This is a genomic window from Pseudomonas sp. H9 (assembly GCF_004353925.1).
Classification (GTDB): Bacteria; Pseudomonadota; Gammaproteobacteria; order Pseudomonadales; family Pseudomonadaceae; genus Aquipseudomonas.
Window position 1 is genome coordinate 100,847 of the sequence record NZ_SMOK01000007.1, and the last position, 21,833, is coordinate 122,679.

Genomic DNA, 21,833 nt, shown 5'->3' on the forward strand with positions numbered 1-21,833 from the left:
GGCGCCAGATCGCAAAACTGAAGTCAGAACAGACGAGCGAGCAGGGCGGTTACAGCGGTCTCTACGCGCAGGATGCGCTCCCCCAATTGCACAGGGGCAAGTCCGGCTTTACCGAGCAAGTCGATTTCGTAGGGAATCCAGCCGCCTTCTGGGCCGATCGCCAGCGTTACTGGCTCGTTCAGGCCGCGCGGGCAGGGCGGAAATGGCCCCGGGTGGCCGACCAGGCCGAGGGTGCCTTGGGTTATGGCGGGCAGGCGGTCTTCGACGAACGGCTTGAAGCGCTTCTCGATAATGACCTCGGGCAGTACCGTATCGCGGGTTTGTTCCAGGCCGAGGACCAGCTGTTCACGGATAGCCTCAGGCTCAAGGAACGGCGTTTGCCAGAAGCTTTTCTCGACCCGGTAGCTGTTGACCAGAATCAGCTTCGGTACGCCCATGGTGGCGACGGTCTGGAACACCCGACGCAGCATTTTCGGACGTGGCAACGCCAGCACCAGCGTCAGTGGCAGTTTGGCGGGAGGTTCGCGGTCGAAGCTGACCGACAGCTCGGCTTCATGGCCCTCCAGGCGCAGCACCCGGGCCTCACCCATGAGGCCGCCAATGCGCCCGACGCGCAGGGTATCGCCCACTTCGACCTTGTGAATCTCTTGCATGTGGGTAAAGCGCCGATCAGCCAGAACGACGCGGTCGGCCGCGATGAAGTCGGCGTCTTCAAGTAACAGCAGGTTCACGGCTGAGTCGCTGGCGGCTGGTCGTTGTGATCGTCAGTGGTGTCTTCAGCATGGTCGCCGCGCTTGCGGATCAGCCCGCCAAACAGCACGCCGATCTCGAACAGCAACCACATCGGCACGGCCAGCAGGGTCTGCGAGAAGATGTCTGGCGGGGTAAGGATCATGCCGACGACGAAGCAGCCGATGATCACATAAGGGCGAATCTTCTTCAGGTACTTCACATCGACGACGCCGATCCACACCAGCAGAACTACTGCCACGGGAATCTCAAACGCCACGCCGAAGGCGAAGAACAGGGTCATGACGAAATCCAGATAGCTGGAAATGTCGGTCATCATCGACACCCCTTCAGGGGTGGCGCTGGCGAAGAAGCCGAAGATCAGCGGAAACACGAGGAAGTAAGCAAACGCCATCCCGGCGTAGAACAGGATGATGCTGGAGATCAGCAAAGGGATGGCAATACGCTTTTCGTGGCGGTACAGGCCCGGCGCGATAAAGCCCCAGATCTGCTGGAGAATCAGCGGGATCGCCAGGAACAGCGAAACGATCATGGTCAGCTTGAACGGCGTCAGGAACGGCGAAGCCACGTCAGTGGCGATCATCGTCGCATTGGCCGGCAAGTGCGCACGCAGCGGAGCCGACACCAGGGTGTAGATCTGCTGCGCGAAGGAAAACAGCCCGGCGAAGATCAGGAAGATGGCCGCGACGCAGCGCAGCAGGCGAGTACGCAGCTCGGTGAGGTGCGAAACCAGCGGCATCGGCTGGTCGTTTTCCGGAATATCGCTCATGGGGCTCGCGGTGGCTGTGTCGGTTCAGTGGTCGTGCTGGCGGCCGGCGTGGTCCCGGCGTTGGCGACAGGTGAAGTGGTGACGGCTTCGCTGGTGGCAACTGGCGCTGCAGGTGTCTCAGGGCTGACGCTTTGCGGGTTGAGGATCTTGCGCGCTTCCTGCTCCATGGAGAGGATGTGCTCGTTGTGCAACTGGCGACGAATGTCGTCGGCGCCGATCTCACGTTCCACTTCCTGCTTGATCGCATTGAAGCTGCGTTTGAGACGGCCTATCCACAAGCCAGCCGTACGCGCAGCCCCCGGTAAACGCTCAGGGCCGAGCACCAGCAGGGCCACAAGGCCCACGAGCAACAGTTCGCTGAAGCTGATCCCGAACATTGATCAATCTTTCCTGATCGGCTCTTCGACCTTGTGTGCCTGGCCGTCGATGGTTTGCGGCTGGTTCAAAGGCGAGGCGGCTTGTGGCTGAACGGGTTGCACCGGTGGTGGGGTTTGTTCGGCCGGTTTGGTCTCATCTTCGTTCATGGCTTTCTTGAAACCCTTGATCGACTCGCCCAGGTCGCTGCCGAAGTTTTTCAGCTTCTTGGTACCGAACACCAGTACCACCACGACCAGCAGGACGATCCAGTGTTTCCAGTCAAAAATACCCATGGTGCAATCCCTCGATTGAATTCAGTTAGGCCGATGGCTGACGCGCGGCTTTCTCGGCGTGCCCGGACAGGCCAAAGCGACGGTCCAGCTCATCCAGCACCGCTTGAGGGTGCTGACCCAGTTGGGCGAGCATGACCAGGCTATGGAACCACAAATCGGCAGTCTCGTAGATGACATCGCTGTAATCTCCGCTGTGGGCGGCATCCTTGGCAGCGATGATGGTCTCGATCGATTCTTCGCCGAGCTTTTCCAGAATCTTGTTCAGGCCTTTGTGGTAAAGGCTCGCCACGTAGGAACTGTCAGGTTCGGCGCCTTTGCGCGCTTCCAGCACTTCGGCCAGGCGGTTCAGGGTGTCGCTCATGTCAGTGTCCTGCGTGGTAAATGGCGTTGGGGTCTTTGAGGACGGGGTCGACGGTCTTCCACTCACCGTTCTCGTACACACGGTAGAAGCAGCTTTCGCGACCGGTATGGCAGGCGATATGCCCCAGTTGTTCAACCATCAGGATGATCACATCGGCATCGCAATCCAGGCGCATTTCATGCAGTTTTTGCACATGCCCGGACTCTTCGCCCTTACGCCACAGTTTGCCACGCGAGCGCGACCAGTAGATGGCCCGCTGCTCGGCGGCAGTCAGGGCCAGCGATTCGCGATTCATCCAGGCCATCATCAGCACGCGCCCGGTCTTGTGATCCTGGGCGATGGCTGGTACCAGGCCATCGCTGTTCCACTTGATCTCGTCCAGCCAGTCTTTCATGTACGACTCCGAAACTAGGGGCCCGATCCACTTCCGACCCCTTGCGCTAGTGTGCCAGTCGGCGGCCCGGCTGGCTATCGACGCACGATAAGGTACAGGCCTGCCGCGAGCATCAGCCACGCGGGCCAGGCGGCCGGGGCGCTGAGGCTGGCCGCACCGGCGGCTAGGGTGGCGCCACCGCCGAGCAGGCCGGCACCCAGTAGGCGCAAGGCCCAGCCATCGCTGTTTTTCTGGCTGGGGGCGTCAGCTTGGTGCGGCTGCGACATGCGCTCCAGCAGGTCACGGGTCATGCCCGCCAGGTGCGGGATTTGCTCAACTTGGCCATGCAGGTTCTGCAGCAAGGTCTTGGGGCTGACCCGGTCGCGCATCCAACGCTCCAGGAACGGCTGGGCGGTGCTCCACAGGTCCAGTTCGGGGTAGAGCTGGCGACCCAGGCCTTCGATGTTGAGCAAGGTTTTTTGCAGCAGCACCAGCTGTGGCTGCACTTCCATATTGAAGCGGCGCGCGGTCTGGAACAGACGCATCAGCACCTGACCGAAGGAAATATCTTTTAACGGTTTTTCGAAGATCGGCTCGCACACAGTACGGATCGCCGCTTCGAATTCGTTGAGTTTGGTGTGCGCCGGTACCCAGCCCGAATCGATGTGCAGCTGCGCCACGCGGCGGTAGTCGCGTTTGAAGAAGGCAAACAGGTTGCGTGCCAGGTAGTCCTGGTCTTCCGGGGTCAGGCTGCCGACGATGCCACAGTCGATGGCAATGTACTGCGGGCTCCACGGTTTGACGGTGCTGACGAAGATGTTGCCCGGGTGCATGTCGGCATGAAAGAAGCTGTCGCGGAATACCTGAGTGAAGAAGATCTCCACGCCGCGCTCGGCGAGCAGTTTCATGTCGGTGCGCTGGTCGGCCAAGGTCGCCAGGTCGGTAACCTGAATGCCGTAGATGCGCTCCATCACCAGTACCTTGGGGCGGCACCAGTCCCAGTACACCTGGGGCACGTACATCATCTCCGAGCCTTCGAAGTTACGCTTGAGCTGGCTGGCGTTGGCCGCCTCGCGCAACAAGTCGAGCTCGTCATAGATGGTTTTTTCGTAATCGCTGACCACTTCCACTGGGTGCAGCAGGCGGGCATCGGCCGACACCCGCTCGGCACCGCGAGCGATCAGGAACAGCCAGGCCAGGTCTTGGGCGATCACAGGTTTCAGGCCAGGACGCACCACCTTGACCACTACCTCCTCACCACTCTTGAGCTTGGCAGCATGGACCTGTGCCACCGACGCCGAGGCCAGCGGCTCGACGTCGAAGCGGCTGAACACCTCACTGATTTTCGCGCCGAGCTGCTCTTCGATCAGTGCCACAGCCTTTTGTGGGTCGAAAGGTGGTACCCGGTCCTGCAGCAGCATCAGTTCGTCGGCGATGTCTTCAGGCAGCAGATCGCGGCGGGTTGACAGCAATTGGCCGAATTTGATGAAAATCGGCCCGAGATCCTGCAGGGCAAGGCGCAGCCGCGCACCACGGGTCAAGTCCAGCGGCTTGCGCGGCAACCAGCGCCACGGCATCACATGCCGTAAAGCCATCAGCCACCAAGGCAGGGGCAGGTCGAACAGCAGGTCATCGAGGCGGTAGCGGATGACCACACGCTGGATGCGTAACAGACGGCGGACGGCAAGCAGCTTCATGCGTTATCGCTGGTATCAAGGGATCGGGCAAGGCGCTCGATGCGCGCCTCGAGGCGTTCGATATCGACTTTGAGGGTGTCGAGTTCACTGAAGCGGGCTTCAGCTTCGCGTTGGCCGACCAGGGTTCGGGCTTCTTCGGCCAGGTACTCGGAGAGATTCTGGCTGATAGCGGCTATGCCCTGGCGTGTCCAACTGGCGCGGCTGCGCAGATGGCCGCTGAGCAGTTGCGTGGCGACCGGGCCAAGCCAGCGCGAGACTTCGTACTCCCAGTCCAGCTCCAGGTCTTGCAGCACGGCGACCAGGTCCAGTAGCACGGCGCTGTCACCTTCCAGCTCAACCTGAGGGCTGTGCAGCACGGCGCTCTTGTCCTGGCTCAAGGCCAGGCGGGCCAGGCTGCTGGCCGGCGCGCGCAGGGTACAGTCGGGCGCATTGGCCCAGTGCGAGGCCAGCATCAGGCCTTCGTCACTGGGCAGGATGAACACTTGCAGTGCCGGCTGGCGACAGTCGATGGCAATCACTTTGCCATCGAGTGCGCCCAGGCGCGGCAGCGCAGTGCTGTCCAGGCGCAGGACACGGTTCAAACCGTGTTCGACGCTGGCAAGTACGCCGGCCAGGAGCATCAGGGTTTGATACCGCGGTGCAAGGCCACGATGCCGCTGGTCATGTTGTGGTAGGTCACGCGGTCAAAACCGGCTTCAACCATCATGGACTTGAGGGTTTCCTGGTCTGGGTGCATGCGGATCGATTCGGCCAGGTAACGGTAGCTTTCCGAATCGTTGGTGATCAGCTTGCCTGCCAACGGCATGAAGGCAAACGAATAGGCGTCGTAGACCTTGGACATCAGCTTGTTGGTTGGCTTGGAGAACTCCAGCACCAGCAAGCGGCCACCGGGTTTGAGCACACGCAGCATCGAACGGATGGCTTCGTCTTTGTGGGTGACGTTGCGCAGGCCGAAGGCGATGGTGACGCAATCGAAATGGTTGTCCGGGAACGGCAGCTTTTCAGCATCGGCCTGGACGAATTCGATATTGCCGGCCACGCCACGGTCGAGCAGACGGTCGCGACCAACTTTGAGCATCGACTCGTTGATGTCAGCCAGTACCACTTGCCCGGTCGGGCCGACCAATTTCGAGAACTTGGCGGCCAGGTCACCGGTACCACCGGCAATGTCGAGGACGCGGTTGCCGCTGCGCACGCCGGACAGCTCGATGGTGAAGCGTTTCCACAGACGGTGCATGCCGCCGGAAAGCACATCGTTCATCAGGTCGTACTTGGCCGCTACCGAATGGAAAACCTCAGCGACTTTCTCTGCTTTCTGGCTTTCCGGCACGTTCTTGTAGCCGAAATGGGTGGTGGGTTCGGCGTGGTCGCCTTTGCGCTGGTCGTTCATATCGCTTCACCGGAAAAAATTACTGGCCATTCTAGGGCGTACGGTCGGATTTGTCTTGGCGGGGTGTGTCGCAGGTCAGGGCACGGGCATAATAAGCAGTATGCCTTTGAACCCAGGATTGAATGAATGACCCAGATCAGCGTCGAGCGCAAACACAACCTGGGCCGCGAAGCGGCTCGGGAAAAGGCCCAAACCCTGGTCGACAAACTGGCCCGCGAGTACGACCTCAGCGCCCGTTGGAACGGTGACCGCGTAGAGGTCAAACGCAGTGGCGCCAGTGGCAGCGTGCAGATCGGGGAAGACACCATCAAGGTTGAGCTGAAGCTGGGCATGATGTTGTCGATGATGAGCGCGACCATCAAAAGCGAGATCGAGCGGGCTTTGGACAAGGCTCTGGTGTGAAGCCATTTCGCGGGGCAAGCCCGCTCCCACAGCTCCGGTGGGAGCGGGCTTGCCCCGCGATAAATTCTCCTTAGGGTGAGGATTCTAATTTTTCTCCCTACCTTATGCTCAAGCCCAGCATCCATGGGCAGTTCCTCCATATCTTTCGAGCGTGAGGTGCAGAGCATGGCAAAAGTGAATCTGAAGAAAAAAGATGACGCCCAGAGCACGCTGGGTGAAGTGCGCGGCTACGCGCGCAAAATTTGGCTGGCGGGCCTGGGGGCTTATGCCCGAGTCGGTCAGGAAGGTGCCGACTACCTGAAAGAGCTGGTCAAGGCTGGCGAGACGGTCGAGAAACGCGGCAAAAAGCGCATCGATCACGAGCTCGATGCTGCCAATAGCCAGATCGATTCGGTCAAAGGCGAGATCACCAGCGTCAAAGGCAAGGTCGAAGTTCAGCTCGACAAAATCGAAAAGGCTTTCGACACACGGGTCGCCAGCGCCTTGAATCGCATCGGCATTCCGTCTAAACATGACGTGGAGACACTCTCTGCCAAGCTCGACGAGCTGACGGCATTGCTTGAACGTGTCGAACGTAAACAATAAGGAGATCGGGATGGCTGGCAAGAAGAATAGCGAAAAAGAGAGCAGCTCCTGGGTCGGGGGGGTCGAAAAGTATTCCCGCAAGATCTGGCTGGCTGGTTTGGGTATCTACTCCAAGATCGACCAGGACGGCAGCAAGCTGTTCGAGTCTCTGGTCAAAGACGGCGAGAAAGCTGAAAAACAAGCCAAGAGCTCTGTTGATGCAGCCAAGGCTTCGGCCAAGTCCGCCACCTCGCGCGTGGGCGATGTGAAAGACCGCGCACTGGGCAAATGGAGCGAACTTGAAGAGGCTTTCGACAAGCGCCTGAACAGTGCGATTTCGCGTCTGGGCGTGCCGAGCCGCAATGAGGTCAAGGCACTGCATCAGCAGGTCGATACCTTGACCAAGCAGATCGAGAAACTGACCGGTGCTTCGGTCAAATCGGTCTCCAGCAAACCAGCAGCCGCCAAGACTGCAGCCAAGCCACTGGCTAAGGCAGCGCCAAAAGCGGCGGCCAAACCTGCGGCGAAAACCGCAGCCGCCAAGCCTGCGGCAAAACCTGCAGCCAAGGCCGCAGCGAAACCAGCAGCCGCCAAGCCGGCAGCAGCGAAGAAGCCTGCGGTGAAGAAAGCGCCGGCCAAACCTGCCGCCGCCAAACCCGCAGCACCTGCTGCCAGTGCAGCACCGGCCCCAACTGCGGCGCCTGTTGTTACTGCAGCGCCTGTCACGCCGGCACCTTCGGCAGCTGTGAGCCCAATCAGCCAGAACTGATTCGGGTTTTATCGCGGGGCAAGCCCGCTCCTACCTGTGACCGGTGGGAGCGGGCTTGCCCCGCGATGCTTTCAGCCATCCAGATACCTCAAGGCAAGCTGCTCAGCAGCATGCCGCGAGCCGTTCTCCAGGTGCGGCGCCACCAGCATCATCACCTGATACACCACCACACCCACTTCACCTTCACGGGCCAGCACCCGCTGGTAATCCAGTGAGAACAGCAGCGTCAGGGTGATCTGTTCCACCAATTGCCCCAGCGCGCGAGTGTCGCTGACCACCTGGCCTTGGGCCTTGAGGCTGGCGAGCAAGGCCGCGAGGGTACGCTTGAGCGCGTTAAGCAGGTTGCGCATACCGCGGGCCAGCTTGGGCAGGCGTCCGGTCAGGTTCGACAGGTCCTGGAACAAGAACCGGTACTGGGCCATGCGTTCTACGATCAGGTGCAGGAACAGCCAGTAGTCCTCGGCCTCCAGGCGCACCTCAAGAGGCGGATCGAGCAGGGGTGTCAGCTCGTCTTCGAAGCGCTCGAACAATCCCAATACCAGCGGCTCTTTGCCGTGGAAGTGGTAGTACAGGTTGCCTGGGCTGATCCCCATCTCATTGGCGATCTCCAGGGTCGATACATTCGGTTCGCCCTGCTGGTTGAACAACTGCAAGGCACACTCGAGAATTCGGTCGCGGGTTTTCATCCGTTCTTCTTGTTCAACGCGCCTGGACGTAGGTGCCGGGTGCGGGGTCCATGGGAGGGTAATTCTGGTTGCCCAGGGTCATCAGGGTTTCACGTTGGGCGCCAGAGCGCGCCTGAATCCATTCCAGCCACTGCGGCCACCAACTGCCGTCAACCTGCTTGGCATCGTAGTACCAGGCCCGTGGGTCGCTGCTCAGGCGCGGGTTATCGGCGTAGTTCGCCTTGGGGTTGCCAGGTGGGTTGAGGATGCTTTGTACATGGCCGCTGTTGGCCAGGATGAAACGTTTTTCGCCGCCCAGCAGCAAAGTAGAGCGGTAAACCGCATCCCACGGGGTGATGTGGTCGTTGCTGCCGGCCACGCTGAAACTGTCGACGTTGACCTTCTGCAGGTCGATGGGCGTGCCGCACACCTCAAGGCCTGCGGCGTGGGTCAGCGGGTTGTGCTTGAAGAAGTCCAGCAGGTCGCCGTGCAACGCTGCGGGCAGGCGGGTGTTGTCGTTGTTCCAGTAGAGAATGTCGAACGCTGGCGGTGCCTTACCCAGCAGGTAGTTGTTGACGAAGTAGTTCCAGATCAGGTCGTTGGGGCGCATCCAGGCAAAGACCCTGGCGATCTCGCGGCCATCGAGTACGCCGCGTTGGTAAGAGCGGCGCTTGGCTGCTTCCAGGGTTTGTTCGTCGGCGAACAGGCTGGCGGGGCTGTCGATCTCGCTGTCGAGCAGGCTGACCAAGTAAGTAGCGCTTCTGACCCGGCGTAACTGGCGCTTGGCTTGCAGGTGGCCTTGTAGCGCGGCCATGGTCAGGCCACCCGCGCAAGCGCCTACCAGGTTGACCTCGCGGCTGCCGGTGATAGCCCGGCACACATTCATGGCTTCTTCGAGGGCTTCGACGTAGCTGGACAACCCCCATTCACGGTGTCGCGGGTCGGGGTTACGCCAGCTGATCATGAAGGTCTGCAGGCCGTTCTTGAGCATGTACTGTACGAAGCTGTTGGCCGGGCTCAAGTCGAAGATATAGAACTTGTTGATCTGTGGTGGCACCACCAGCACTGGCCGGGCGTACTGTTTCTCGCTCATCGGCTTGTATTGGATCAGCTCCAGCAGCTCACTGCGAAACACCACAGCGCCAGGGGTGGTTGCCAGATTGCGGCCGACCTCGAATGCTTGTGGATTGACCTGGCGCGGCAAACCATCGTTGTGGCGCAGATCATCGAGCAGGTGGTTCAGGCCTCGCACCAGGCTCAGGCCACCGGAGTTGAAGACTTCCTTGACGGCGGCAGGGTTGAGCAATGAATTGCTCGGTGCCATCGCATCGTTGAGCAAGGCAAAGATGAAGTGCGCACGGGCCCGGTCGTCGGCGTCCAACTGGCTTTCATCAATCCATTGGCGGGTCTGTTTTTGCCAGGCCAGATACGCCTGCAGCCCACGGCTGTAGAAAGGGTTGTGTTGCCACGCCGGGTCGTTGAAGCGATTGTCTCGCGAGTTGGGTTGGAGCGGGGTGTCGCCAAGCAGAACACGGCCCAGCTGATTGCCAAGGGCGAGCATGTGCTTGGCTGTGTGCAATGGGTGGCGCAGGCTGTGGCGGCTGACATTGCGCAACGTGGACAGCAAGTCACGACCGCGCAGGCCGGTGATGGCGTTCTGCACGTTCATGTACGAAGCGGGGACCGGTACCGACCCCTTCGCGGGTTTGTCTTTCATCAGGCAACACTCCGTCGTCAGGCCATCAACAAACAGATCAATGCAAGAGCGACACCAACCTCATATCGCGTACCGGGTGACTGGGCGTCTTGCCTCAGGCTCAAACGGCCACGGCGCCTCAGGTAGGCGCTGGGCGAGGGTGCATGACAGCACGTTGGCGCTCTTGCTGGAGAAACTTCATGATGATTGGGGCAACGGCTTCGGCCCGGGTAATCAGGAACAAATGACCGTCGTCGATTATGTGTAGCTGGGCATTGGGAATGCGCCAGGCCAACAAGCGCATATTGATCAGCGGAATCAACGGGTCGTCGTCTCCGGCCAGCACCAGCGTCGGCTGCTGGATCTTGTGTAGCCAGTGGATGCTGGTCCAGCCGAGCCCGGCAAACAGCTGCCAGTAGTAACCGAGTTTGCCTGAGGAGCGCACCTTGGCGGCATGTGCCATGGCCAGGTCCGGATCGCGGCGAAAGGCCCCGCCGTAAATCTGCGGGGCGATGCGAATCACGTGGGACGGTTGTACATAGCGCCGTGGGCTTGCCATCAGCATCAGCACTTTCGGCTTGCCTGGCACCATGACCGCGCCAGCAGCAGTAGCGGCCAGAACCAGTTTTTTGCAGCGTTCGGGGTAGTCGTGGGCAAATTGCTGCGCCAGTGCGCCACCCCAGGACACGCCGATGGCATTGACCTGTCCGTAGTCGAGGTAATCGAGCATGCGTGCGGTGAGCTTGGCCAGGCCGGGAAAGCGGTAGGGGTGCTTGGGTGTGGACGAGCCCCCGACCCCTGGAACATCGAAGGCGATCACCTCCAGATCAGGGTCCAGGGCCTGGATGAACGGAAATACCAGCTCCAGGTTGGCGCCAATGCCATTGAAAATCAGCAAAGGCGTCAAGTGCGGCTTGCCGGGGCGAACCGCGGTTCGGATGCTTTGGCCATCCAGGTCGACAGTTCTGAATATATACGGTTGCGGCATGCGCGAGGCCCTGTGGTGGATGAATCGCCGAGGCCAGCCAGTGACCTCGGCGGCCGTTGCAATCAGCGCTCGTGTACGTAAGTCCCCGGTGCGGCCTCGCCAGCAGCGTACGCCCGGTTGCCCAGACGCGTCGGTGCTTTTTTCAGCTCACCGGATCGCGTCGCCAACCAGTTCTGCCAGTGCAGCCACCACGAGTCGGTGTGCTTGTGCGCATTCTCTTGCCACTCGGTGGCCTGCGTTGGCAGTTCGCTACCGGTCATGTAGCGCGCCTTCGGGTTGCCCGGTGGATTGAGGATGCTCTGGATATGCCCGCTGTTGGACAGTACGAACTCGATATTGCCACCAAACAACTGGGCCGAGCGGTAGCAAGCCTGCCAGGGGGTGATGTGATCGGTGGTGCCAGCCAGGCTGTAGATATCTGCGGTGACTTTCTTCAGGTCGATCGGGGTACCGCACACTTCCAGTGCATCGGCACGGGTCAGTGGATTACTTTTGAACAATTCGATCAGGTCGCCGTGGAAGGCGGCCGGCAGACGCGTGGTGTCGTTGTTCCAGAACAGGATGTCGAACACCGGCGGCTCGTTACCCAGCAGGTAGTTGTTGACCCAATAGTTCCAGATCAGGTCGTTGGGCCGCATCCAGGCGAACACTTTGGCCATGTCACGACCTTCAAGCACACCGGCTTGATAGGACTGGCGCTTGGCCGATTCCAGGGTCTGTTCATCGACAAACAGGGCGACTTGAGTGTCGAGCGTGGTGTCGAGCACGCTGACCAGCAAGGTCAGGGCGTTGACCTTGTTCTCGCCCAGCGCGGCGTAGTGGCCCAGCAATGCGGTGCAAGTGATGCCGCCTGAGCAGGCGCCGAGCATGTTCAGGTCTTTGCTGCCGGTGATGGCCAACACGACATCGACGGTTTCTTTGAGGGCATCGATGTAGGTCGACAATCCCCATTCGCGTTGGGTCTTGGTCGGGTTGCGCCAACTGACGATGAAGGTCTGCACGTTGGAGCGCAGGCAAAAACGTGCCAGGCTCTTTTCCGGGCTGAGGTCGAATACGTAGAACTTGTTGATCTGCGGCGGTACCACCAGCAGCGGGCGCGAGTGCACTTGCTCGGTGATCGGTTTGTACTGGATCAGCTCCAGCACATCGTTGCGATACACCACCGCGCCTTCGCTGGTTCCGAGGTTTTTGCCGACCTCGAAGGCTTCCATGTTCACCTGGCTGGGCATGCCGCCGTTGTTGACCATGTCCTTGGCCAGGTTCGACAGGCCGTCGAGCAGGCTTTTGCCGCCGGTTTCGAAGAAGCGCTTGACCGCAGCCGGGTTGGCGGCAGTGTTGGTCGGGGCCATGGCCTCGGTCATCAGGTTGATGACGAAGTGACCGCGACTGATGTCCTGTTCCGACAGGTTGCTGTTGTCGATCCAGTCGTGCAGTTCTTTACGCCAGGCAAGGTAGGTTTGCAGGTAGCGGCGATACAGCGGGTTCTGGCTCCAGGCCGGATCATTGAAGCGACGATCATCGCTCTCCGGTTGCAGCCCAGATTTGCCGAAAATAACGTTCTTCAGCTCAAGGCCGAAATGCGCGACATGCTTGGCGCTGTGCAATGGCTGGCGAATGGCCTGGCCCAGCACCATGCGCGCAGAAGTCAGCAAATCCTTGCGGCGCAAACCGATCACTGGGTTCAGGCCCAGTGTGTTCTCCGAGGCTTGGCGCTGCAGGTCATCGTTGTTCTTGTTACTCATCTACGACGCTCCGTTGTCCTGAGACGAGTACCGGTGTGCTGTGCGCGTTACACAGACGAGGTCCGGTACTGCTGCTCGGGTGACCAGTGATTTCGAACTACGGTCCTGTGGCCGGATGCAAACGACGATGAGCCATGCGGGTTTGTTCTGCTTGAGAAGACGGCCTGCTTTCGCTCGCGACACCTACATACCGGCCCGACCCTGCGTCAAAAGGATGCAGGGAACTTGCCAGATCTATTGGTTACCCGACTTTCGAGTGCTGCGCAAGACGGCCATCCATTGGCCGTTACGCAGGCATTCAAGCAAATAGAATTAGAAAATGCGCTCTAAATACTGGGAGGCCCGAACTAGAGCATCAGCTTGACGATGGACTCGGACGGGTCGCGGGATTTCCCGGCTTTTTCCAGTTCCTGGAGGTAGTCGTCCCAGAGCGCTTGCTGACGCAAACACAACTGCTCCAGGTACTCCCAAGTGAACAGACCGCTGTCGTGGCCGTCATCGAAGGTCAGTTTCAGTGCATATTGGCCGGCCGCTTCGATCTGCGTGAGACCAACACCCAGTTTGCCGAATTGCAGGATGGGATTGCCGTGGCCCTGGACCTCGGCGGAAGGGGAATGCACGCGAAGGAACTCTGCTGGCAGGTGGTACACCTCATCAGGCCCGTAGGTCAGCGACAGGGTCTTGGAGGCTTTGTGCAGGTTGATACCGGTAGGAATTCGGGGCATGGCTAAATTGCTCTTGGGCTATAAGCTGCAAGCTACAAGCTGCAAGACACCGGTGTCCAGCTTGAAACTTGCAGCTTAAAGCTTGCAGCTAAGTTACAGAATGTAGCGCGACAGGTCTTCGTTCTGTGCCAGTTCGCCGAGGTGGCTGTTGACGTACTCGGCGTCGATACGGATCGGCGCTTCGTTGTGGGCGCTGGCCAGGTCGCCGGCGCTGAACGACACCTCTTCAAGCAGGCGCTCGAGCAGGGTATGCAGGCGGCGGGCACCGATGTTCTCGGTTTTTTCGTTGACCTGCCAGGCGATCTCGGCCAGGCGTTTGATGCCTTCGGGTGCGAACTCGATGTGCAGGCCTTCGGTCTTGAGCAGCTCACGGTACTGCTCGGTCAGCGAGGCGTGCGGTTCGCTGAGGATGCGCTCGAAATCTTCCGGGCTCAGGGCCTTGAGTTCAACGCGGATCGGCAGACGGCCTTGCAGCTCAGGTACCAGGTCGCTTGGTTTGCTCAGGTGGAAGGCACCGGAGGCGATGAACAGGATGTGGTCGGTTTTGACCATGCCCAGTTTGGTGTTCACTGTGCAGCCTTCGATCAATGGCAGCAGGTCACGCTGTACGCCTTCACGGGAAACATCGGCGCCGCCGACGTTGCCACGTTTGGCCACCTTGTCGATTTCGTCGATGAACACGATGCCGTGCTGTTCGACCGCTTCCAGGGCTTTGGCCTTGAGTTCGTCTTCGTTTACCAGGCGGCTAGCTTCTTCGTCACGCACCATCTTCAGTGCTTCTTTGACTTTCAGCTTGCGGCTCTTGCGCTTGCCCTTGCCCATGTTGGCAAACAGGTTTTGCAACTGGTTGGTCATCTCTTCCATGCCCGGCGGCGCAGAAATGTCGACGCCCATGGCTTCGGCCACTTCGATCTCGATTTCCTTGTCGTCCAGTTGCCCTTCACGCAGACGTTTGCGGAACAGCTGACGGGTGTTGGAGTCGGTGCTGGTTTGTGCGGCTTCTTCAGCAAAGCTGCTGACTCGCGCTTGCGGAAGCAGGGCATCGAGGATGCGCTCTTCGGCAGCGTCTTCGGCGCGATGGCCGACGCGGATGATTTCTTGCTCGCGCAGCATCTTGATGGCGGCGTCAGCCAGATCACGAATGATCGATTCGACGTCACGGCCAACATAGCCGACTTCGGTGAACTTGGTCGCTTCGACCTTGATGAACGGTGCATTGGCCAGCTTGGCCAGGCGACGGGCGATTTCGGTTTTACCAACGCCGGTTGGGCCGATCATCAGAATGTTCTTGGGGGTGACTTCAACGCGCAGCTCGGCAGGGAGCTGCATACGCCGCCAGCGGTTACGCAGGGCAATGGCGACGGCGCGCTTTGCGTCATCCTGGCCGATGATATGGCGGTTGAGTTCGTGGACGATCTCGCGGGGGGTCATGGACATGGTTGTGATGGTCCTTGGGCTCGATAAGTCAGCGTGGAAAAGCCTGGCCACAGGGGCCAGGCGCCAGAACAGCTGAGTTACTCGGCCAGGTCCTGCTCCTCGATAGTCAGGTTGTGGTTGGTGAACACACAGATGTCACCGGCGATGTTCAGGGCGGTTTCGGCGATTTCACGGGCCGAGAGGTCGGTTTTCTGCAGCAGGGCGCGGGCTGCGGCCTGGGCGTAGGCACCGCCGGAGCCCATGGCAATCAGGCCGTCTTCAGGCTCGACCACGTCACCGTTGCCGGTGATGATCAGCGAAGCGTCCTTGTTGGCCACGGCCAGCATGGCTTCCAGACGGCTCAGGGAACGGTCGGTTCGCCACTCCTTGGCCAGCTCGACGGCGGCACGGATCAGGTGGCCCTGGTGCTTTTCCAGTTGGCCTTCAAAACGTTCGAACAGGGTGAATGCGTCGGCGGTGGCGCCAGCGAAACCGGCAATGACCTGGCCGTGGTACAGGCGGCGGACCTTTTTGGCGTTGCCTTTCATCACGGTGTTGCCGAGAGAAACCTGGCCGTCGCCGCCCATGACGACTTTGCCGTGGCGGCGAACTGAAACGATAGTGGTCAAGGGAGAGTCTCCACGCAGCGGGGCGAAAATGCCGATGCAGACTCATATGGGGGTGCAGGGAAGGATTTCAACCTTGAGGGATGAGCGGTTGAATGTATCGCGGGGCAAGCCCGCTCCTACCAGGTCGGTGGGAGCGGGCTTGCCCCGCGATGATCAGGCTTCGTGACTGATGTGGCCATCGACCAAGGTATAACGCACCGCACCCGGCAGGCAGTGGCCGATAAACGGGCAGTTATCGCCCTTGGAGCGCCATTGCTCGCCAGCGACCGTCGAGGCCTTGGCATCGAACAGCACCAGGTCGGCAGCACCGCCTACCTTGAGTTGGCCAGCAGGCAAACGCAGAGCGTCGGCAGGGCCGGCAGACAAACGCTGCAACAATGTCGGCAGGTCGAGCAGGCCGTCTTCCACCAGGGTCATGGCCAATGGCAGCAACAGTTCAACGCTGCTGATACCCGGCTCGGTGGCACCAAACGGCGCGAGTTTGGCATCACGCTCATGCGGTTGGTGATGGCTGGAGATCGCCTGAATCACCCCCGATTTCACCGCTTCGCGCAGGCCGTCACGGTCGGCGCGGGTACGCAGTGGCGGCTGTACGTGGTACAGGCTGGAGAAGTCGCGCAGCGCTTCGTCGGTGAGGATCAATTGATACAGGGCGACATCGGCGGTGACCGGCAGGCCGATTTCCTGAGCCTGGGCAATCAGGCGCGCACCGCGAGCACTGGTCAGTTGGCTGAAGTGCGCACGCACGCCGGTCTGCTCGACCAGCAACAGGTTGCGTGCCAGAGCCACGGTCTCGGCGGTTTCCGGGATGCCAGGCAAGCCAAGGAAGCTGGCCATTGCACCTTCATGGGCCAGGCCGCCCTGAGCCAGGTCGCGGTCTTGCGAATGGAACACCACGGTCAGGTCGAAGGTGGCGGCGTACTCCAGGGCACGGGCCAGGGTGCGGTTGTTGCCAAAGGCGTTCAGGCCATTGCCGAAGGCCACGCAGCCTGCGTCGCGCAGGGCAATAAGTTCGGCCAGTTGCTCGCCTTCCAGACCTTTGCTCAGGGCGCCAATCGGGAACACTTTGCTGTGCCCGGCTTCGCGGGCGCGGTCGAGGATCAACTCGGCGACCGCCGAGGTGTCCAGCACCGGCTTGGTTTGCGGTGGGCAGCACAGGCTGGTGACGCCGCCAGCAGCAGCAGCGCGGGTTTCGCTGGCGATGCTGCCCTTGCGGCTGTAACCCGGTTCGCGCAGGGCGACGTTGAGGTCAACCAGGCCAGGCGCGGCGATCAGCCCCTTGGCATCGATACTACGCGCAGGTTGGAAACCTGCCGGAGCGGCGCCGATGGCTTTGATCTTGCCAGCATCAATGTGCAGGTCAGTGGTATGGTCCAGGCCGCTCAGGGGGTCAATGACCCGGGCGCCGAGAATACTGAGGGTCACTGGGCGTTCTCCTGCTCGAATTGACGTTGGGCGGTTTGCCCGCTCATGGCCATGGACAGCACCGCCATGCGCACGGCGATACCGTAGGTGACCTGGTTGAGGATCACCGAGTGGGCACCATCGGCTACCGCCGATTCGATTTCCACACCACGGTTGATCGGCCCCGGGTGCATGACGATAGCGTCAGGCTTGGCCCCGGCCAGGCGTGCGGTGGTCAGGCCGAACAGGCGGTAGAATTCGCCTTCGCTCGGCAGCAGGCCACCGGCCATGCGTTCACGCTGCAGGCGCAGCATGATCACCACGTCAACGTCCTTCAGGCCCTGTTCCAGGTCGGTGTAGACCTTTACGCCGTACTGCTCGATACCGATCGGCAGCAGGGTTTTCGGGCCGATCACACGGATATCCGGGCAACCCAGGGTTTTCAGGGCAAGCATGTTGGAGCGGGCTACCCGCGAGTGCAGGATGTCGCCGACGATGGCGACCGAAAGGTTTTCGAAGCCGCCTTTGTGCCGACGAATGGTGAGCATGTCGAGCATGCCCTGGGTCGGGTGGGCATGGCGGCCGTCGCCACCGTTGATGATGGCGACTTCAGGGCAAACATGCTCGGCAATGAAGTGCGCGGCGCCGGAGTCGGCGTGGCGCACAACGAACATGTCCGCCGCCATGGCTTCAAGGTTGCGCAGGGTGTCGAACAGGGTTTCACCCTTGCTGGTCGACGAGGTCGACACATTCAGGGTGATCACGTCGGCCGACAGCCGTTGGGCGGCCAGTTCGAAGGTAGTACGGGTGCGGGTGGAGTTCTCGAAGAACACGTTGCACACGGTCTTGCCGCGCAACAGCGGGACCTTCTTGACGGCCCGGGCACCGACTTCCAGGAAGGAGTCAGCGGTGTCGAGGATTTCGGTCAGCAGTTCGCGGGGCAAACCGTCGAGCGAGAGAAAGTGGCGCAGCTGGCCCTGATCATTGAGCTGCAGCGGGCGCTTGGCGTCGATTGGCGTCATCGCGAGGGACTCTTAAAGTGCGGAAGCGGAGGCGAGGTCCTGGCGCTCGAGGGCGAGCGGTGCGGGTCCGGTCAATTTTACCCGTTCATGGGGCGCCAGCGACAGCGTTGCGCCGACCACATTCGGGCGGATTGGCAGCTCGCCGGCATCCAGATCGAGCAGGCACACCAGTGTCACGCTGGCAGGACGGCCATAATCGAACAGTTCATTGAGTGCTGCGCGGATGGTGCGACCACTCATCAGAACGTCATCCACCAGCACAAGGTGCTGGCCTTCGATCTCGAACGGCAGGTCTGAGGGTCGCACTTGCGGGTGCAGGCCGTTTTGACTGAAGTCATCGCGATAAAAGGAAACATCCAGGGTGCCCAATGGCTGGTCATTGCCCAGCTCTTCGAGCAGGGCCTGGGCAACCCAGATGCCTCCGGTTCGAATGCCGATAAAACGGGGTTCGCTGATGTTGCGCCGGGCCAGGTGGGCACGAAGGTCGACAGCCATCTGCCGGATCAGTTCGGCGGGATTGGGTAGGCTCATGCTTGCTCCTCAAGAGGCCGGGGGCATAGCGCTACCCCGGCTTGAATCCGATGATCAGGATTGCCCGGTGTTGGCCTCCAGCCAGCCTTGCAACAGCAGGGCGGCGGCGATAGCGTCAACCGGGTTGTCGCGGTAACTGCCACGTTGGCCGCCGCGGGCCATACGCTCGCCCTTGGCTTCGAAGGTGGTCAGGCGTTCGTCGTGAGTATGCACGGGCAAATTGAAACGGCCGTTGAGGCGCCGGGCGAACTTCTCGGCGCGGGCACTCATTTCGCTGGGGGTGCCGTCCATGTTGAGCGGCAGGCCAACGACGATGGCATCGGGCTGCCATTCCTTTATCAGTTTTTCCACTTGGGCCCAGTCCGGAACACCGTTTTGAGCCTTGAGGGTACACAGCTCGCGGGCCTGGCCGGTGACCACCTGGCCAACCGCAACACCGATCTGTTTAGTGCCGTAGTCGAAGCCCAGCAGCAGTCGCAGTTCAGCCATCAAGCGTGCCCCGCCTGGCTGGTGAGGAGGCTCAAGTTGATCCCCAGGCTTGCTGCTGCCGCTGCAAGGCGCTGCTCACAGGTCATGCCGAAAATGATTTCGGGGTCGAACGGGCAGTTGAGCCAGGCATTGTCGGCCAGTTCAGCCTCCAACTGACCGGCCTCCCAGCCGGCATAACCCAAGGTAATCAGGCTTTGAGCGGGCCCGGCTCCGTCGGCGATGGCAAACAGCACGTCTTGAGAGGTCGTCAGCGAAAGGCCATCGAGCTCGACAGTGGCCTGAAAGCTTTTGTCACTGGTGTGCAGGACAAAGCCGCGGTCGGTTTGCACCGGGCCACCCATGTAAATCGGCATTTGAATACAACTGGCTGGCGGCTCGACGTCCGGGCGCAGTTGCTCGAGGATATCGGCCAGGTTCAGCTCTTGGGGCCGATTGACCACCAGCCCCATCGCGCCATTGGCGTTGTGCTCGACGATGTAGGTCAAGGTATGCGCGAAGTTCGGATCGGCCATGTGCGGCATGGCAATCAGGAACTGATGCTTGAGGTAACTCGGGCTGAGGTTTTTCATGGCTATTAGTGTGGCGTCGGGGCGCCGGACTGACAAGCCTGAAGCACGTTAGTTTTATAGGCTCACTGTAGGAGCGGGCTTGCCCCGCGATGCGGTCTGTCTGTTAGATCGCCATCGCGGGGCAAGCCCGCTCCTACCGGTTAATCAGTTGCTGGACAGACGGTCGCCGCGGGCGAAGCGCCAGGTACGGATGATTTCCAACCTGTCGATATCAGCCAGATCGCCGGTAAAGGGGGCAAACGGCGCCGCCAGGCGGACGATGCGCTGGGCGGCCTGGTCGAGCAGCGGTTGCCCGGAAGATTCCAGTACCAGCACCTCGTAGAGCGAGCCATCGCGGTTGATCGAGACCATTAGCCGCAGGCTGCCGTAGATCTGCTGGCGGCGGGCCTCGTCGGGGTAGTTGAGGTTGCCGATGCGCTCGACCTTCTTGCGCCATTCGTCTTTGTACCAAGCGCCTTTGTCGCGCATGGTCGAGGCGGCATTCAAACGATGGATGCGCGGGCGCTTGGCGTACAGCTGTTGCTCATGGGACAGCTCGGCTTCAAGGCTGGCTATCTGGCTGCTCAGCTGCGAGCTGTCAAAATCCGGGGTTGCGGCCTTGGGTTTAGGCTGCGGTTTGGTTTCCTTGGGTCGGGTTTCGACTTTTTGCGGTTTAGGCGTCTGGGTAGCGACCACCGCTTTGGGCGGCGCAGGTTGTGGCTGCACTTGCGGCTTGGCGGCTGGTGGCGGTGTCACCTTATTGATCTTGCTGTCCTGGAACGGTGCAACTTCGGTAGTTTTCGGCACCGCTTTCTTATCCAGGGTGCCGCTGCCCTGTTGGTTGTCCTGAGCCAGAAAGTCTGCTTTCTGCGGCGCTTTCTCGCTTTTGAAGGTCGCCAGGGTGATTTCCATGGTCCGGCGGATTTCTTCCGGTTTGGTCATGGTAAAGCCCACGCCGAGAATCAGCGCCAGGTGCACCAGGGCTGCCATGAACAGGGTAAAGCCGAGCCGGTCCGCCGGGCGAACGCGGGGCGGGTTGAAGTCGGCAGGGATGTCAGCAGGCAGCGTCATCAGGTATCCAGCAACCACGAGGCCGGGGGAAAACCGGCAGAGCGGGTGCGCAGGTCAAAAAATCGACCGGCATGATACCCCACTCTGCTCAGTTGCTCCGCGTCGGCTGTCAGCGTGCCTTGAGCTTGCGATCAATGGCATCCATCAACTGCACGCCAATGCGGGTGCCAAAGGCGTTGTCGATTTCACGGATGCAGGTCGGGCTGGTGACGTTGATTTCGGTGAGGTGCTCACCGATGACGTCGAGGCCGACGAACAGCAGGCCTTTTTCACGTAGGGTCGGGCCGACTTGTTCGGCGATCCAGCGGTCGCGGTCGGTCAGCGGGCGCGCTTCGCCGCGGCCACCGGCAGCCAGGTTGCCACGGGTCTCGCCGCTGGCCGGAATGCGCGCCAGGCAGTAAGGCACGGGCTCACCGTCGATCATCAGGATGCGCTTGTCGCCGTCTTTGATCGCCGGCAGGTAGGCTTGCGCCATGATCTGCTGGGCGCCCAATGCGGTCAGGGTTTCCAGAATCACCGAGAGGTTCGGGTCGCCGACGCGATGACGGAAAATCGAGGTGCCGCCCATGCCGTCCAACGGCTTGAGGATGACATCGCCGTGTTCGGCGGCAAATTCGCGGATGATGTCCGGGCGACGGCTGACCAGGGTCGGCGGCGTGCACTGTGGGAACAGGGTAGCGAACAGCTTCTCGTTGCAGTCACGCAGGCTCTGTGGGCGGTTGACCACCAGCACGCCTGCCGCTTCAGCCTGTTCCAGCAGGTAAGTGCTGTAGACAAATTCCATGTCGAACGGCGGATCCTTGCGCATCAGGATCACGTCCAGATCGCTCAGGGCGCAGTCTTGCTCGGCTTCCAGCTCGAACCAATGCTCCGGGTCGGCAAACACTTTCAGCGGACGCATCCGCGCGCGGGCCTGGCCTTTGCCTTGGTAGAGGTCCTGCTGTTCCATGTAGAACAACGACCAGCCGCGCTCCTGGGCGGCGAGCAGCATGGCCAGCGAGCTATCCTTTTTGTAGGAGATGCGCGCAATGGGGTCCATGACAATCCCGAGGCGAACGCTCATGGGCTATATCCTCTGGCGGCAATGTGCCGCGTTGGCTCAAATGAAAAGTGGCGTCAGGGTGGCGCTCGCAACGCTGGCGGTCAAGGGAAAAACGCATCCTGGGCGCTGACTCACCGGGC

Annotated in this window: 26 protein-coding genes; 3 read left to right on the forward strand and 23 right to left on the reverse strand. The window is 60.8% G+C overall.

Features of this window, described 5'->3' with window-relative positions:
* Window positions 1–23: 23 nt before the first annotated feature.
* The 9 genes from E1573_RS05230 to ubiE form a co-directional block, all read right to left on the reverse strand.
* The gene (locus tag E1573_RS05230; RefSeq protein ID WP_133211305.1) at window positions 24–731 is read right to left on the reverse strand and encodes a 16S rRNA (uracil(1498)-N(3))-methyltransferase; all 708 of its coding nucleotides are present in this window, start codon (window positions 729–731) and stop codon (window positions 24–26) included.
* Complete coding sequence (gene tatC / locus E1573_RS05235) at window positions 728–1,519, reverse strand: twin-arginine translocase subunit TatC (protein WP_133211307.1); 792 nt, start codon at window positions 1,517–1,519, stop codon at window positions 728–730. The genes E1573_RS05230 and tatC overlap by 4 nt, the downstream gene beginning before the upstream one ends.
* Window positions 1,516–1,896: a Sec-independent protein translocase protein TatB gene (gene tatB / locus E1573_RS05240; RefSeq protein WP_133211309.1), complete on the reverse strand. Its 381-nt coding sequence runs from the start codon at window positions 1,894–1,896 to the stop codon at window positions 1,516–1,518. Before tatB ends, tatC begins: the two co-directional genes overlap by 4 nt.
* A gap of 3 nt (window positions 1,897–1,899) precedes the next feature.
* Window positions 1,900–2,169: a twin-arginine translocase TatA/TatE family subunit gene (locus E1573_RS05245; RefSeq protein WP_133211311.1), complete on the reverse strand. Its 270-nt coding sequence runs from the start codon at window positions 2,167–2,169 to the stop codon at window positions 1,900–1,902.
* A gap of 25 nt (window positions 2,170–2,194) precedes the next feature.
* Window positions 2,195–2,530 carry a phosphoribosyl-ATP diphosphatase gene (locus tag E1573_RS05250; RefSeq protein ID WP_133211313.1) on the reverse strand — a complete coding sequence of 112 codons (336 nt, stop codon included), beginning with the start codon at window positions 2,528–2,530 and terminating at the stop codon, window positions 2,195–2,197.
* A gap of 1 nt (window position 2,531) precedes the next feature.
* Entirely contained in the window at window positions 2,532–2,924 is a 393-nt protein-coding gene (gene hisI / locus E1573_RS05255) for a phosphoribosyl-AMP cyclohydrolase (RefSeq protein ID WP_133211315.1), read from the reverse strand.
* A gap of 74 nt (window positions 2,925–2,998) precedes the next feature.
* On the reverse strand, window positions 2,999–4,600 hold the full coding sequence (gene ubiB / locus E1573_RS05260; RefSeq protein WP_133211326.1) for a ubiquinone biosynthesis regulatory protein kinase UbiB: 1,602 nt from the start codon (window positions 4,598–4,600) through the stop codon (window positions 2,999–3,001).
* Window positions 4,597–5,220, reverse strand: coding sequence for an SCP2 domain-containing protein (locus E1573_RS05265; RefSeq protein WP_133211328.1), 624 nt, complete (start codon window positions 5,218–5,220; stop codon window positions 4,597–4,599). Before E1573_RS05265 ends, ubiB begins: the two co-directional genes overlap by 4 nt.
* The gene (gene ubiE, locus E1573_RS05270) at window positions 5,220–5,990 is read right to left on the reverse strand and encodes a bifunctional demethylmenaquinone methyltransferase/2-methoxy-6-polyprenyl-1,4-benzoquinol methylase UbiE (RefSeq protein ID WP_133211330.1); all 771 of its coding nucleotides are present in this window, start codon (window positions 5,988–5,990) and stop codon (window positions 5,220–5,222) included. The genes E1573_RS05265 and ubiE overlap by 1 nt, the downstream gene beginning before the upstream one ends.
* Before the next feature lie 126 nt (window positions 5,991–6,116).
* Between ubiE and E1573_RS05275 the strand changes: the two genes are divergently transcribed.
* From E1573_RS05275 to E1573_RS05285, 3 genes are all read left to right on the forward strand, one after another.
* Window positions 6,117–6,392, forward strand: a complete 276-nt coding sequence (locus E1573_RS05275) for a polyhydroxyalkanoic acid system family protein (RefSeq protein ID WP_133211332.1) — start codon at window positions 6,117–6,119, stop codon at window positions 6,390–6,392.
* Between the two features lie 165 nt (window positions 6,393–6,557).
* Window positions 6,558–6,977 (forward strand): phasin family protein, encoded by a 420-nt coding sequence (locus E1573_RS05280; RefSeq protein ID WP_133211334.1) that lies wholly within the window; start codon window positions 6,558–6,560, stop codon window positions 6,975–6,977.
* A gap of 10 nt (window positions 6,978–6,987) precedes the next feature.
* Window positions 6,988–7,725 (forward strand): phasin family protein, encoded by a 738-nt coding sequence (locus E1573_RS05285; RefSeq protein ID WP_133211336.1) that lies wholly within the window; start codon window positions 6,988–6,990, stop codon window positions 7,723–7,725.
* A gap of 71 nt (window positions 7,726–7,796) precedes the next feature.
* On the opposite strand, the gene E1573_RS05290 is transcribed toward E1573_RS05285, so the two are convergent.
* The 14 genes from E1573_RS05290 to gshB form a co-directional block, all read right to left on the reverse strand.
* Complete coding sequence (locus E1573_RS05290; RefSeq protein ID WP_133211338.1) at window positions 7,797–8,411, reverse strand: TetR/AcrR family transcriptional regulator; 615 nt, start codon at window positions 8,409–8,411, stop codon at window positions 7,797–7,799.
* 13 nt (window positions 8,412–8,424) lie between these two features.
* The gene (gene phaC, locus E1573_RS05295) at window positions 8,425–10,107 is read right to left on the reverse strand and encodes a class II poly(R)-hydroxyalkanoic acid synthase (RefSeq protein WP_133211340.1); all 1,683 of its coding nucleotides are present in this window, start codon (window positions 10,105–10,107) and stop codon (window positions 8,425–8,427) included.
* A 118-nt stretch (window positions 10,108–10,225) separates the two neighbouring features.
* Window positions 10,226–11,074: a poly(3-hydroxyalkanoate) depolymerase gene (gene phaZ / locus E1573_RS05300; protein ID WP_133211342.1), complete on the reverse strand. Its 849-nt coding sequence runs from the start codon at window positions 11,072–11,074 to the stop codon at window positions 10,226–10,228.
* 62 nt (window positions 11,075–11,136) lie between these two features.
* A complete protein-coding gene (phaC, locus tag E1573_RS05305; protein WP_133211344.1) occupies window positions 11,137–12,816 on the reverse strand; it encodes a class II poly(R)-hydroxyalkanoic acid synthase in 1,680 nt (559 codons plus the stop codon).
* Window positions 12,817–13,163: 347 nt separating this feature from the next.
* Complete coding sequence (locus E1573_RS05310; RefSeq protein ID WP_133211346.1) at window positions 13,164–13,541, reverse strand: gamma-butyrobetaine hydroxylase-like domain-containing protein; 378 nt, start codon at window positions 13,539–13,541, stop codon at window positions 13,164–13,166.
* 93 nt (window positions 13,542–13,634) lie between these two features.
* Entirely contained in the window at window positions 13,635–14,978 is a 1,344-nt protein-coding gene (hslU, locus tag E1573_RS05315; protein WP_133211348.1) for an ATP-dependent protease ATPase subunit HslU, read from the reverse strand.
* A gap of 77 nt (window positions 14,979–15,055) precedes the next feature.
* Entirely contained in the window at window positions 15,056–15,586 is a 531-nt protein-coding gene (gene hslV, locus E1573_RS05320) for an ATP-dependent protease subunit HslV (protein ID WP_028945572.1), read from the reverse strand.
* Window positions 15,587–15,739: 153 nt separating this feature from the next.
* Entirely contained in the window at window positions 15,740–17,011 is a 1,272-nt protein-coding gene (locus E1573_RS05325) for a dihydroorotase (RefSeq protein WP_133211350.1), read from the reverse strand.
* Entirely contained in the window at window positions 17,008–18,012 is a 1,005-nt protein-coding gene (locus tag E1573_RS05330) for an aspartate carbamoyltransferase catalytic subunit (RefSeq protein ID WP_010221491.1), read from the reverse strand. The genes E1573_RS05325 and E1573_RS05330 overlap by 4 nt, the downstream gene beginning before the upstream one ends.
* A 12-nt stretch (window positions 18,013–18,024) precedes the next feature.
* Window positions 18,025–18,543 carry a bifunctional pyr operon transcriptional regulator/uracil phosphoribosyltransferase PyrR gene (pyrR, locus tag E1573_RS05335; RefSeq protein WP_133211352.1) on the reverse strand — a complete coding sequence of 173 codons (519 nt, stop codon included), beginning with the start codon at window positions 18,541–18,543 and terminating at the stop codon, window positions 18,025–18,027.
* 54 nt (window positions 18,544–18,597) lie between these two features.
* Window positions 18,598–19,032: a Holliday junction resolvase RuvX gene (gene ruvX / locus E1573_RS05340; protein WP_133211354.1), complete on the reverse strand. Its 435-nt coding sequence runs from the start codon at window positions 19,030–19,032 to the stop codon at window positions 18,598–18,600.
* A complete protein-coding gene (locus E1573_RS05345; protein ID WP_133211356.1) occupies window positions 19,032–19,601 on the reverse strand; it encodes a YqgE/AlgH family protein in 570 nt (189 codons plus the stop codon). The genes ruvX and E1573_RS05345 overlap by 1 nt, the downstream gene beginning before the upstream one ends.
* A gap of 144 nt (window positions 19,602–19,745) precedes the next feature.
* Entirely contained in the window at window positions 19,746–20,651 is a 906-nt protein-coding gene (locus E1573_RS05350; protein WP_133211358.1) for an energy transducer TonB, read from the reverse strand.
* Between the two features lie 109 nt (window positions 20,652–20,760).
* Window positions 20,761–21,714: a glutathione synthase gene (gene gshB, locus E1573_RS05355; protein ID WP_133211360.1), complete on the reverse strand. Its 954-nt coding sequence runs from the start codon at window positions 21,712–21,714 to the stop codon at window positions 20,761–20,763.
* Window positions 21,715–21,833: the final 119 nt, after the last annotated feature.